This is a genomic window from Faecalibacterium prausnitzii (genome assembly GCF_003287405.1).
Classification (GTDB): Bacteria; Bacillota; Clostridia; order Oscillospirales; family Ruminococcaceae; genus Faecalibacterium; species Faecalibacterium intestinale.
Window position 1 is genome coordinate 64,883 of record NZ_PRLD01000007.1, and the last position, 13,041, is coordinate 77,923.

The 13,041-nt window shown below is 60.3% G+C and carries 12 protein-coding genes and 1 other RNA gene; 12 read left to right on the forward strand and 1 reads right to left on the reverse strand.

Features of this window, described 5'->3' with window-relative positions; all coding sequences use genetic code 11:
• Window positions 1–56 precede the first annotated feature (56 nt).
• The 5 genes from dnaX to ssrA all read left to right on the forward strand — a co-directional run bounded on the left by dnaX (window position 57) and on the right by ssrA (window position 3,932).
• Window positions 57–1,937 carry a DNA polymerase III subunit gamma/tau gene (gene dnaX, locus C4N24_RS08425; RefSeq protein ID WP_112091043.1) on the forward strand — a complete coding sequence of 627 codons (1,881 nt, stop codon included), beginning with the start codon at window positions 57–59 and terminating at the stop codon, window positions 1,935–1,937.
• Between the two features lie 30 nt (window positions 1,938–1,967).
• Window positions 1,968–2,306, forward strand: coding sequence for a YbaB/EbfC family nucleoid-associated protein (locus tag C4N24_RS08430; protein ID WP_015538350.1), 339 nt, complete (start codon window positions 1,968–1,970; stop codon window positions 2,304–2,306).
• 19 nt (window positions 2,307–2,325) lie between these two features.
• Window positions 2,326–2,925: a recombination mediator RecR gene (recR, locus tag C4N24_RS08435; RefSeq protein ID WP_015538351.1), complete on the forward strand. Its 600-nt coding sequence runs from the start codon at window positions 2,326–2,328 to the stop codon at window positions 2,923–2,925.
• Between the two features lie 101 nt (window positions 2,926–3,026).
• On the forward strand, window positions 3,027–3,509 hold the full coding sequence (gene smpB, locus C4N24_RS08440) for an SsrA-binding protein SmpB (RefSeq protein WP_112091044.1): 483 nt from the start codon (window positions 3,027–3,029) through the stop codon (window positions 3,507–3,509).
• 72 nt (window positions 3,510–3,581) lie between these two features.
• Window positions 3,582–3,932, forward strand: a transfer-messenger RNA (tmRNA) gene (gene ssrA, locus C4N24_RS08445).
• Window positions 3,933–4,002: 70 nt separating this feature from the next.
• On the opposite strand, the gene C4N24_RS08450 is transcribed toward ssrA, so the two are convergent.
• Entirely contained in the window at window positions 4,003–4,545 is a 543-nt protein-coding gene (locus C4N24_RS08450; RefSeq protein ID WP_112091045.1) for a DUF1836 domain-containing protein, read from the reverse strand.
• A gap of 258 nt (window positions 4,546–4,803) precedes the next feature.
• Here C4N24_RS08450 and C4N24_RS08455 point away from each other — a divergent pair, with 258 nt between their 5' ends.
• The 7 genes from C4N24_RS08455 (at window position 4,804) to C4N24_RS08490 (ending at window position 12,964) form a co-directional block, all read left to right on the forward strand.
• Entirely contained in the window at window positions 4,804–5,652 is an 849-nt protein-coding gene (locus C4N24_RS08455) for a DegV family protein (protein WP_112091118.1), read from the forward strand.
• Window positions 5,653–5,816: 164 nt separating this feature from the next.
• Window positions 5,817–7,358, forward strand: a complete 1,542-nt coding sequence (gene cls / locus C4N24_RS08460) for a cardiolipin synthase (protein ID WP_112091046.1) — start codon at window positions 5,817–5,819, stop codon at window positions 7,356–7,358.
• Between the two features lie 92 nt (window positions 7,359–7,450).
• Window positions 7,451–8,479, forward strand: a complete 1,029-nt coding sequence (locus C4N24_RS08465) for a hypothetical protein (protein WP_112091047.1) — start codon at window positions 7,451–7,453, stop codon at window positions 8,477–8,479.
• Between the two features lie 598 nt (window positions 8,480–9,077).
• Entirely contained in the window at window positions 9,078–9,920 is an 843-nt protein-coding gene (locus C4N24_RS08475; RefSeq protein WP_112091049.1) for a transporter substrate-binding domain-containing protein, read from the forward strand.
• Between the two features lie 38 nt (window positions 9,921–9,958).
• Window positions 9,959–10,612 (forward strand): amino acid ABC transporter permease, encoded by a 654-nt coding sequence (locus tag C4N24_RS08480; protein WP_097780084.1) that lies wholly within the window; start codon window positions 9,959–9,961, stop codon window positions 10,610–10,612.
• Between the two features lie 16 nt (window positions 10,613–10,628).
• Complete coding sequence (locus C4N24_RS08485) at window positions 10,629–11,411, forward strand: amino acid ABC transporter ATP-binding protein (RefSeq protein WP_005926712.1); 783 nt, start codon at window positions 10,629–10,631, stop codon at window positions 11,409–11,411.
• A 191-nt stretch (window positions 11,412–11,602) separates the two neighbouring features.
• Window positions 11,603–12,964: an MATE family efflux transporter gene (locus C4N24_RS08490; RefSeq protein ID WP_112091050.1), complete on the forward strand. Its 1,362-nt coding sequence runs from the start codon at window positions 11,603–11,605 to the stop codon at window positions 12,962–12,964.
• Window positions 12,965–13,041: the final 77 nt, after the last annotated feature.

Consider the following 13,041-nt stretch of genomic DNA (forward strand, 5'->3'; position numbering starts at 1 on the left):
GTCGAGCGCTGTCCTTTTATTTTTGCCGCAAAGGCCGGGAAAGGGGAGACATCGCCGTGTATCGTGCACTTTACCGCAAATGGAGACCCCAGCGGTTTGAGGATGTGGTGGGTCAGCGCGCCATCGTGACTGCCCTGAAAAACCAGATCACCGCAGGGCGTGTAGGCCATGCGTATCTGTTTACCGGCGTGCGCGGCACCGGCAAGACCACCTGCGCCAAAATTTTTGCCAAGGCGGTCAACTGCCTGCATCCAGTAAATGGCGACCCCTGCGGGGAGTGCGAGATCTGCAAAGGCATCGACAACGGCAGCCTGCTGGACGTGGTGGAGATGGACGCAGCCTCCAACAACGGCGTGGACGATATCCGCGACCTGCGGGACGAGACCGCCTATACCCCCAGCGCCTGCCAGTATAAGGTGTATATCATCGACGAGGTGCATATGCTGTCCACAGCGGCCTTCAATGCGCTGCTGAAAACGCTGGAAGAGCCCCCCGCACACGTTATCTTCATTCTGGCGACCACCGAGATCCAGAAAGTGCCCGCCACCATCCTCTCCCGCTGCCAGCGGTACGATTTTACCCGCATCGGGCCGGAGGATATCGCACGGCGGGTGGAGTATATCGCCGGGGAGGAAAAGCTGGAGCTGACCTCCGACGGCGCGGAGCTGATCGCTCGTCTGGCGGATGGTGCGCTGCGCGATGCGCTGTCCATTCTGGACACCTGCGCCGGTGTCACGGCAAAGATCGATGCGGACGTGGTGCGCCGCATGGCGGGCGTGACCGACCGCAGCTACCTGTTCCACATCTCGGACGCCTTGGAAGCACAGGACGCCGCCGCCGCGCTGGCACAGCTGGCGCAGCTGCGGCAGCAGTCGGTGGACGTAAAACGTCTGACCGAGGAACTGATCGCCCACTACCGCGCCCTGATGCTGGCGGCGCTGCCCGGCGGGCAGGCGCTGCTGTCCGGTGTTTCGCCGGAGGAAGAAGCGCTGTACCTGCAAAAAGGCCCGGAGATGGGGCAGCGGGAAGCCATCCGCGCCATCCGCACCCTTGGCACGGCGCTGGAGCACATGACCCGCGGCAGCGACCAGCGCATTGAGCTGGAACTGGCACTGTTCAGCCTGTCCGAGCCGCCCCAGCAGCTGCAGGCGGCAGCGGTGCAGGCAGCCCCCGCCCGGGCGGCACAGCCGGAAGCGCCCCGCCCCTTTGCGGCAGCGGTGCAGCCCTTTGCCAGCGCCCCGGTGCAGCCTGCCCCCGCAGCAACTGCACCCCAGACCCCGGCAGCAGGAGCAGAACCTGCCCCTGCCGTGCAGCAGACCTCTCCGCAGCCTGCCGCGCCGGAAGCCCCGTCCGCCCCTGCGGAGGAGCTGCCGCCGATGCCGGACGAACCGCCGGTACAGCAGAGCGATGCCGCCCTGCCGTGGGACGAGCCTGCCCCGCAGGCACCGCCGCCGGAGGAACCGGTCAGCCAGCCGGAACAGCCCGCCCCTGCAGAGCCCGCGCAGCCGGTTTCTGCGGCAGGGGAACCGCCTGCCCCGGTGCAGGAGCACCCCGCCGACCCGGTGCTGACCAAGCCCCGCAGCGTGGCGCAGCAGGGCACGAACCCCTTCCCGTACTGGGGACAGATCGTGCAGAAACTGGAAGGCATCGACCCCATGCTGTATATGTATCTGCGCAAGTCCAAGGCCTACTTTGACGGCACCCGCGTGCTGATCGACGGCGGCAAGACCTTCCGGGATTTTATCCGGGTGAACAAGGACAGCCAGAAGCTGATCAAAAAGCTGATCGCCGAGGTATCCGGCGTGCCGGTGCCCATCGGCCCTTACGAGCCCAAAACGGCAGGAAAGACCTCCTCCAACGCGGAGCAGTCCCTTCTGGCGCTGGAAAAGCTGGGGTTAGAGGTCAGCATTGAGGATACCGCCCGCAAAAAGCGATAAAAATTGTTTATAATAAAGGAGAATACCATTATGAAAGCAAGAATGCCCGCAGGCTACGGCCGCCCCGATATGAACGCCCTGATGCGTCAGGCTCAGAAGATGCAGGAGGACATGAAGAGCAAGCAGGCCGAGCTGGAAGCCGCCGAGTACACCGGCAGCGCCGCCGGTGAGATGGTGACCGTAAAGATGAACGGCAAGCACGAGGTGCTGTCCATTACCATCAAGCCCGAGGCCGTGGACCCGGACGACATCGAGATGCTGGAAGACATGGTGGCTGCTGCCATCAACGCCACCGTGAAGCAGGTGGATGAGACCGCAGAAGCCGAGATGGGCAAGCTGACCGGCGGCCTGAACATTCCGGGTCTCTGAGCCGGGAAGGGGAGATACCATGGACTACACTGCCGCACCGCTGGAAAAGCTGATCGAAGAGTTCGGCAAGTTTCAGGGCGTGGGCCGCAAGGGTGCTACCCGCATGGCCTATCAGGTGCTGAGTATGTCGGATAAGGACGCTGCGGCGCTGGCCGATGCCATCCGCGGCGCGCACACCCGGCTGCACCGGTGCCGCATCTGCCAGAACTTTACGGATGCCGAGTTGTGCCCGGTGTGCGCCAGCGCCAAGCGGGACACCTCGGTGATCTGCGTGGTGGAAAAGCCCCGGGATGTGCAGGCTTTTGAGCGCACCCGGGAGTATAACGGTCTGTACCATGTGCTGCACGGTCTGCTGGACCCGCTGGCCGGTGTGGGCGCAGAGCAGCTGACCGTCAAGGAGCTGCTGGCGCGGCTGAAGGACGACACGGTGAAGGAGGTCATCATGGCAATGAACCCCACCGTGGAGGGCGAAGCCACCGCCATGTATCTGGCAAAGCTCATCAAGCCGCTGGGCATCCGGGTCACCCGGCTTGCCTCCGGTCTGCCGGTGGGTGCAAGCCTGGAATACGCCGACGAGACCACCCTGTACCGGGCGCTTTCCGGCCGGGGAGAGCTGTGAGTTTGTAAAAATTTACAATTCTGTCAGAAACAGCCCTTGCATTACCCTGAAAAAATGGTATACTGAAACAACGAACCGAACGGAGAAAGGAGGCGCGCAGCATGGCACCCACAAAGGAGCGCCCGGCGACCAAGACCATCGCCACCAACCGCGAAGCGCGCCACGAGTATTTTGTTCTGGAAGCGCTGGAGACCGGTGTGGAACTCAAAGGCACCGAGGTGAAAAGCCTGCGGGCCGGCGGGGTCAACCTGAAGGACAGCTGGGTGGATATTGAAAACGGCGAGCTGCTGGTAAAGGGGATGCACATCAGCCCCTACGACCACGGCAATCTGTTCAATCAGGACCCCATGCGCGTCCGGCGGCTTCTGGCACACAAAAGTGAGATCCGGCGTCTGCACCAGCAGTGCAAGCTGCAGGGCTATACGCTGGTACCGCTCTCGCTTTATTTCAAGCATGGCCGCGTAAAGATGGAAGTGGGCTTGTGCAAGGGCAAAAAGCTGTACGACAAGCGTGCCGATGCCGCCCAGCGCGATGCAAAGCGCTCCATTGACCGGGCTGTGAAGTCCAACGGCAAGTATTATTAAGCATTCCAATTGCAGACTGCGGCTCACCGCAGAAAACCAAGCTTTCCGCACATCGCAAGATGTGCTTTATAAGGGGGCGTAAAGGTTTCGACGGGGGGAGCGAGGTCTGGGCAGCGGGTAGCAGTGGGGGAACTGCTCTATAACTCCTCCAAAAAAATTAACTGACAACAATAATTATCAGTTGCTCGCAGCCTGAGTGCTGCGCGTTCCGCCCACTCTTGTGTCGTGTGGGGCCGGGGCGTCCTTTAGACACAGCACCTGAACGGACCTAAGCTTTGCGGACCGGCAGGAACTCATGAAGCTACCAAAGCGCTAGCCTGACGATCGGCGTGGCGCGGCGGGAATGTTGTAGATCGCCTGCACCCGGAGACACCTACACTGAGCTCTTTTCGGACATGGGTTCGACTCCCATCGCCTCCACCAGTACAAAAGTCACCTGAAAACGTAAGTTTTCAGGTGGCTTTTGCTATATCTGCTATTCCGTGCTTTTCTGTCACGCCAGATCTGGCAGGATATCCGACCACAGAGCCTGCTCCTGCCGCAAGGCATCAAAGCAGCAGTCCAGATACATTTTGTTGACCGCCGCAAAAATGGTGCTGCGCAGCAGCAGACGCTCGTCGTTGAGCACAGTCTCCGGCTGGGCGGCTTTGCTGCCGAACACCACGGAAAGACTGGCCTCCAGTTCCTCGCAGAAGATATCGTAGGCTGTCCCGGCGGAGCAGTGCTCCCGCTGCATTTTGAACAGGGTGTCGATATTTTCGATCGAGAGCACCGTTTTGGAGACTGCAATGTACATCAGGGATGCGATCTGATCCCGGGTGTATTTTTTGCGGATGGGGTGATCCACCACCCCTTTTTTGACGTAGTTGCTTACCATAGAGGGGGTCAGTTCCACCCCGCAGAAGCTGCGGAAGTAGCCGTTGACGAACTGCACCGTCTGGTCCAGATACAGCCCTACCGAGGGGAGATCGTTGTACCGGGGCAGGGCAAAGCCCGCAGCACACGCCGCAACGCGGAGTTTGGTTTCAGCTTTCATAGTATCTTGTTCCGTTCATGCTCCTGCACTTTTTGCAAGCAGGAACGTTGTTTTTGTGCAAAGGCAGGGCAATTGCTTTCCGCAAAAGCACTTCTGCCTGTAAAATAGTATACCGCATTTTGAAAAATTGGTCAACGGGCAACGAAAACTTTGTAAAAGAATTTGAAAAAACAGTTGACAGGGTTTTGAAAAACTGCTATGATGGTCACAAACAAAGGAATGACCGCGGCATTGCGCCGCTTGAAAGTGGAGAAAAATATGAAAAGCAAGATCATTGTAGATTCCTCTGCAAATGTGTACCAGCTCCCCGATGTGGATTTTGCCTGCGTGCCGCTGAAGATCCTGACCGATGAGCAGGAGTATGTGGACACCGCAGAGGTGGATGCCCCCGCGCTGGCTCAGATGATGCGCACCTATAAGGGCCGCACCAGCACCTCCTGCCCCAATATCTCGGACTGGCTCACCGCCTACGAGGGTGCAGACGAGGTGTACGTTGTGACCATTACCGGCACGCTGTCCGGCGCTTACAACGCCGCGCTGCTGGCGGGCGAGGAATACGAGCAGAGCCACGAGGGCGCGCGGGTCTTTGTGCTGGACAGCCTGTCTACTGGTGCGGAGTCCCGGCTGCTGGTGGAGCGTTTGGCGGCGCTGATCAAGGCCGGCAAGCCCTTTGATACCGTATGTGAGGAGATCCGGGCGTACCATGAGCACACTCATCTGCTGTTTGCGCTGGAATCTCTGGCAAACCTTGCCCGCAATGGCCGCGTGAAGCCCGCTGTGGCTGCTGTGGCGCGGATGCTGGGTATCCGGGTCATCGGGCAGGCCAGCGATGCCGGTGATCTGGAGGTTCTTTGCAAGACCCGCGGCGAGCACGGCGCACTGGAGCGCATGGTGCTGGAAATGAAGGCGCACGGCCTGACCAACGGCCGGGTGCACATCGACCACTGCTGCAACGCTGCCGCTGCGGAGCGGCTGAAGCACATGGTCCATGCCGTGTTCCCGGAGGCCAAGGTGGAGGTAGGCACCTGCGGCGCTCTGTGCAGCTACTATGCGGAGTACGGCGGCCTGATGGTGGGCTACGAGGATAACGAAGCACCGACCGTCTGAGCAGAAAATATAGAATAGGATCTTGATTCACCGGGGCCTCTGCGGACGCTCCGGTGAATTTTTTTACGAGGAATAATTCCGGTGCACCCGACACCAAAAACTTGCAAAGGGTGAAAAACCGCGTTATACTTAACCGTATTAGAAACACGGAAAGGGGAGATGGTATGCTGTTCCGGTTGCCGATCGTCAAATTTTTCAACCGCATCCTCAACCGCATCACGGTCACGGTGGTGCTGGTGGCGCTGCAGCTTGCATGGCTGGCGTGGGTGTTTTTTGCCCTCACCACCGGCACGGCGCGGGTGTGGGTCACCGGGGTGCTCAACGGGTTGAGCCTGCTGATCATTCTGTATCTGGTGCGCAAGGACGAAAACAGCGCCTATAAGGTGGGCTGGATCGCCCTCATCGGGCTGCTGCCGCTGCTGGGCGGGGCGCTGTATCTGGCCTTTGGCAACAAGCGCCCTTCCCGCCGCCTGCGCAGCAAAATGCAAGCGGTGGAGCAGGCACACCGCACAGACCGCGCCCAGCAGCCCGGGCAGACTGCCGGGCTGTGCGATGAAAACCGGGGCGTGAGCCGCTACCTGACCCAGTACGGCTGCTATCCTGCATGGCAGAACACCACCGCCCGGTATTTCTCCTGCGGCGAAGCCATGTATCCGGCATTGCTGGCGGATCTTGAAAAAGCGGAAAAGAGCATCTTTCTGGAGTTTTTCATCGTCAGTCAGGGCAAGATGTGGCAGGGCGTGGAGGACATTCTGCGGCGCAAGGCGGCGCAGGGGGTGGACGTGCGGCTGATCTATGATGATTTTGGCAGTTTGCTGGGTCTGCCCAAGGACTTTGTGGTGCGCATGGAGCGGGCGCATATCCGCTGCATCCCCTTTAACCCGGTGGTGCCGCTGCTTTCGCTGGTGATGAACCACCGCGACCACCGCAAGATCGTGGTGATAGACGGCAAAGTAGCCTACACCGGCGGCATCAATCTGGCAGACGAATACATCAACGCGATCACCCGCTTCGGCTACTGGAAGGACGCGGGCTTGCGCATCGAGGGCGCTGCGGTGTGGAACTTTACCGTGATGTTTCTGGATTTCTGGAACGCCTTCCGCCCCTTCGAGCAGGATTACAGCGCCTTCCGTCCGCAGCTTGCGGTACTGCCCGCCAGCGATGGGGTGGTGCAGCCCTACGCGGACAGCCCGCTGGACGAAGAGCCGGTGGCAGAAACCGTCTATCTGGATATTCTGGCACAAGCACAGCAGTACGTTTATTTTTATACGCCCTATCTCGCCATCGGCGAGGAAATGCTGGACGCGCTGCGCAACGCCGCCAAGCGCGGGGTGGATGTGCGGCTGGTGCTGCCGGGCATCCCGGACAAAAAGCTGGTGTTCCGGCTGAGTCGCTCGTACTATCTGCCCCTGCTGCGGGCGGGGGTGCGCATCTACGAGTACACCCCGGGCTTTCTCCACGCCAAGTGCTGCGTCAGCGATGACCGCGCGGCGGTGGTGGGCAGCATCAATATGGACTACCGCAGTATGTTCCTGCACTTCGAGTGCGGGGTGCTGCTGCTGCAAAACAGTCAGGTGCTGGCTTTGCGGGACGATGTGCGCCGCACCCTGCCCCAGTGCCGGGAGGTGCAGTGCGCGGACTGCCGCACCGGGCTGGCCGGTACGGTGCTGGACAGCGTGCTGCGGCTGTTAAGCCCCTTGATGTAACTGCCTGCTCATAAAATCCCGCGCGGCGGGGCATACTGGCTCCAAAGCCTGCGTTAGCAATGCAGGCACGGAAAGGGAGCGTATGTGACGATATGAAACAGGCATCGCGATGGTTTTTGTGCTGCACGCTGGCGGCAGCACTGGCATTGACCGGCTGCGGCGGGGGAAGCTCCGGCAGCAGCTCCGGCTCTATGAGCGGCAGCACCTCTGCGGGCAGCAGCGCGGCGCAAAGCGCGGCGTGGCGCACCGGACTGGGCGTTCTGACCGAAGCGACGGGTACAGACCGTGCGGGCAATATCCGCACCGTGGCGGCTGCCGTGCTGCTGGATGCAGACGGCAAGCTGGCGGGGGTGACACTGGACGAGCTGGAGCTTTCGGTCAGCGCGGACGGCACCGGCAAGGTGACCACCCCTACCGACACCCGCACCAAGCGCCAGAAGGGGAAGGACTATCCGCTGGCAGAGGTGTCCGGCCTGAAAAAGGGCTGGGCAGAGCAGGCCGATGCCTTTGGCAGCTGGCTTGAGGGCAAGACCCCGGAGGAAGTGAAAAAGCTGAAAACGGATGCAGACGGCAAGCCCACCGATGCAGACCTTCTCTCCGGCTGCACCATCGCGGTGGACCGCTACCGGGATGCCGTTGTCCGCGCCTGCGAGAATGCGCAGGTGCTGGGCGCTGCCCGGGGCGATACGGTCAAACTGGGCGTTGAGGTAGCCGAAATGCCGCAGGGGCTTGCGGGCACAGATGATAAGGACGCACAGGTGCAGGCTAAGATCACGCTGGCGGTGGTGACTATGGACGAGAACGCCCGGGTGACCAGCGCCATCGGGGATATGACCGAGCCGGAGCTGACGGTCAGCGCGGACGGCACGGTGTCTGCCCCGCGTGAGCCGGTGTACACCAAAAACGAACTGGGCGACCGCTACGGGATGCGCAGCGCAAGCGCGTTAGGCAAGGAGTGGTACGAGCACAGCGCAGGCTGGTGCGGCTACCTGAAAGGCAAAAACGCCGTGGAGATCGGCAAACTCTCCGCAGACGGCACAGACGCCGACCTGAAGGCGCTGTGCACCATCTCGGTCACCGACCTGCAAAAGGCGGTGCTGAAGGCCATGGCGGAGCAGTAGAGGACGATTTGGAATGCCCGCCGCGTGCGCTTTGGGCATGATCAGCGGAAAAATTATTTTTTATTTCGAGATAGCGGAGCGTCTGCGGACGCTCCGCTATCTCATTTTCACGGGAGGGGTTGTGAAGGAAAACGGCATTTGCAGCGCCTACTTCCTACGGAAGCGGCGGCGCTGCGGGAGATACCCCCTCAGGCGCTAACGCGCCAGATTCCCCCTTTTGTCACCTGCGGTGACATCTTCCCCCGGCCGGGGGAAGTCTTTCCTCAAGGGGACGCCTTATGGAGGTACCGCAAAGTTTCTCGCCACCGCGAAAAGCCGTCCCCTTGGGGAAGGTGGCTGCGAACGCAGTGAGCAGACGGAAGGGGTATTTGCAGCTGCCCTCTCAGGCGCAAAGCCGAAAGGGGTATGCACACTTTCCCACAAAAAGCGGGCTTACGGGCGGGGCAAAGCAGTGCATTGTGCAAAAAATGAAGGTTTCCTCTTGCCAAACGGCGGCAAACGCGCTATTCTATAGCTACAGTTTACCACTTTAGCATGGTAAAATGGTAAAACAAGAGGGAAGCGGGACACAGAACGTCCCCCATGGGAGGAAAAAGATATGAAACTCAAGCGTATTGCAAGTGCATTTCTGGCCGGTGCTCTGGCACTGAGCCTTGCAGCCTGCGGCGGCAGTGCATCCACCTCTGCGGCGGCTTCTGCTTCCGGCAGTGCAGCCGGTTCGGCTTCTGCCGCAGCGGGCAGCGATCTGGACTACATCAAGGGCAAGGGCAAAATGGTCATCGGCTACACCGTGTACGAGCCCATGAACTACACCGATGCCGACGGCAACTTTACCGGCTTTGATACCGAGCTTGCCACCGCTGTGTGCGCAAAGCTGGGCGTAGAGCCGGAGTTCGTGGAGATCAACTGGGACACCAAGGTGGTGGAGCTGGACGCCAAGAGCATCGACTGCATCTGGAACGGCATGACTCTGACCGAGGATATCATGGCTAACACCGCCACCACCAAGGCCTACGCCAAGAATGCACAGGTCGTGGTGGTCAAGGAGGGCACCGCCTACACCTCCACCGCCGACCTTTCCGGTAAGACCGTGGTGGCCGAGGCCGGTTCTGCCGGTGAAGCCGCCATTCAGGGCGATGAAAACCTTGCCAAGGCCGATTATGTTTCCAAGAGCGTGCAGACCGACTGCCTGATGGAGGTTGCTGCCGGTACGGCAGACGCCGCTGTGCTGGATCTGACCCTTGCCAACGCTATGATCGGGGAGGGCACCGACTACGCCGGTCTGAAGATCGTGGACGAGCTGAACGCCGAGGAGTACGGCGTGGCTTTCCGCAAGGGCAGCGATGCCGCCGCCGCAGTGGACACCGCCTTTGATGAGCTGAAGGCTGACGGTACCATGCAGGCACTGGCAGAGAAGTACGAGCTGGCGCTGGCGGACTGAGCCGGGCGTAAAACAAAACGATAGATGGGTGTGTTTTTGTGTCTGTAATCCTTGGGCGCCTTTCCGGCGCGTTCCTGCTCAACTGTGAGCTGTTTGCCCTTACGCTGCTGTTTGCATTGCCGCTGGGGCTGGTGGTGGCCTTTGGTTCCATGAGCCGGTGCAGGCTGCTGTCCGGTGCGGTAAAGACCTTTGTCTGGGTCATCCGCGGCACGCCGCTGATGCTGCAGATCATCGTCATTTATCTTGGTCCCGGTCTGCTGGGCATGAATAACCCGTGGCCCTCCGGCTCCGGCGGACGCATGGTGGCGGCGGTGGTGGCCTTTGCCATCAATTACGCCTGCTATTTTTCGGAGATCTACCGCGGCGGCATCGAGGCCGTGCCCAAAGGGCAGACCGAGGCCGGGCAGGTGCTGGGCATGACCCGCACGCAGATCTTTTTCAAGGTCACCCTTTTGCAGGTGGTCAAGCGCATCCTGCCGCCCATGGGCAACGAGATCATCACCCTTGTCAAGGACACCTCGCTGGCAAACACCATCGCCAACAAGGAAATCATCATGATGGCCAAGGAGTACAGCGCAAAGGGCCTGATCTGGCCGCTGTTCTCCACGGCGCTGTTCTTCCTTGTGTTCGTAGGCGCGCTCACCCTGCTGTTCAACTGGGCTGAAAAGAAACTGGATTATTTCCGCTGCTGAGGAGGTTTTTAAGAATATGGCATTACTGGAAGCCTCCGGCATTGGCAAAAATTTCGGAGATACAAAGGTCTTAAAGGACATTTCTCTTACTTTGGAGCAGGGCGAGGCACTGGCCATTATCGGCTCGTCCGGCTCCGGCAAGACCACCCTGCTGCGCTGCCTGAACTTTCTGGAGCGGCCGGACACCGGCTGCATCCGGGTGAACGGCGAGACCATGTGGGACGCCGCCGACCCCGCCACCCAGCGGGAGAGCGAGATCCGCAAAAAGCGGCTGCACTTCGGGCTGGTGTTCCAGAACTTCAACCTTTTCCCGCAGTATACCGCCTTGCAGAACGTGATGCTGGCAGGGGAACTGCTGGCAAAGGAGCGCCCGGACTACCGCGCCAACAAAAAGGCGGTGCACGCCCAGCTGGAACAGCAGGCGCGGGAGCTGCTGGCGCAGATGGGGCTTTCGGAGCGGGCAGACCACTACCCGCACCAGCTTTCCGGCGGGCAGCAGCAGCGGGTAGCCATTGCCCGTGCGCTGGCACTGCACCCGGACATCCTCTGCTTCGACGAGCCTACCAGCGCCCTTGACCCGGAACTGACCGGCGAGGTGCTGCGGGTGCTGCGGGAGCTGGCCGACCGCAAGACCACCATGATCATCGTGACCCACGAGATGCACTTTGCCCGGGATGTGGCTGACCGCATCCTGTTCATGGACGGCGGCGTGGTGGTGGAGGAAGGCCCTGCAAAGCAGCTGATCGACCACCCGCGCGAGCAGCGCACCAAACAGTTTCTGGCACACTACGCGGAGTGAGCAAAATCACCAATTCTTTACGCAAAAAAATGGAAATGTTGATGCAAACCAAGTCTTGTAAAACCGGCGCTGCTCCGCTATAATACCACTCATGAATCCTTACAACGTCCTGCCGCTTTTCCGGCAGGGCGTTTTTCACGGCAAAAATGCGAACATCCATCTTTTTTTGTGTTGGCAGGAGGTATATTTCCATGACCAAAGATATGACGCAGGGCAGCCCGCTGAAGCTGCTGCTTGCCTTTGCTGTGCCGCTGATGCTGGGCAGCCTGTTCCAGCAGTTCTACAATCTGGCCGATACCATCATCGTGGGTCGGTTCGTGGGCGTGGAAGCACTGGCGGCGGTAGGCAGCGTGGGCGGCCTGAACTATCTGGTGCTGGGCTTTGTCAACGGCATTGCCTGCGGCTTTTCCATCCCCATCTCATGGACCTTCGGTGCCCACGACCACCACGAGATGCGCCGCTACACCGCCAATACCGTGTGGCTGTCCATCGCCTTTGCCACGGTGCTTACCATCGTTACGGTGGCTATGACCCGTCTGGTGCTGGTGTGGACGAACACCCCGGCCGATATCATTGACCTTGCGGATGTGTATATCCGCACCATTTTTGCAGGCATCCCCTTCACTCTGCTTTATAATGTGACCAGCGCCCTGATGCGTGCACTGGGCGACAGCAAGCGCCCGCTGTATTTTCTGCTGGTGGCCAGTGTGCTGAATATCGGGCTGGACCTTGCCTGCATCATTGTGTTCAACATGGGCGCGTTCGGCGCGGCCTTTGCCACCGTGTTCAGTCAGGCTGTGGCGGGCATCGGCAGCCTTATTTACATCATGCGCCACTACCCGGAGCTGCGCTGGAGCAGGGAAGAGGGCCGCATCAGCGCACCGCACTGCGCAAAGCTTTGCGCCATGGGTCTCCCCATGGGCTTGCAGTGCAGTATTACCGCCATTGGCAGCGTGGTGCTGCAGGGCGCGGTGAACGGTCTGGGCAGCGATATCGTGGCGGCGCAGACCGCCGGCGGCAAGGCCGCGCAGTTCCTCAGCGTGCCGCTGGAGAGCATCGGCACCGCCATGACCACCTACACCAGCCAGAATATGGGCGCAAAAGACCTTGGCCGTGTGAACCGCGGCGTGAACACCGCACTGGGCATCGGCTGCGTGTACAGTGTGGCGTCCTTCCTCATCCTGCGCGTGCTGGACAAGCCCCTGATCGGCCTGTTTCTGGACGCAGGCGAGACCGCCATTATGGCCAACGCGCAGGAGTTCATCTTCTGGAACAGCGTGTTCTACATCCCGCTGGCGGTGCTTATCATCTACCGCTACACCATTCAGGGTCTGGGGCACTCCGGCCTTGCCATGTTTGCCGGTGTGGCTGAAATGATCGCCCGCGCCATGGTGGGCTTCTGGTTCGTGCCGCTGTGGGGCTACTTTGCCGCCTGCATCGCAAACCCGGTGGCATGGTTCTTTGCCTGCTTCTTCCTGATCCCGGCGTATTTTGTGGTGTTCCGTAAACTGCAAAAGGAAAAGCAGCAGGAAGCCGCCGCAAAGGCGCAGTAAGGGTTCATAAAAAGTGCTTTTTCTTTTCGCCTTTTCATGCTATAATAACAAATAAATACGGCTTTTGCCGTAACAGG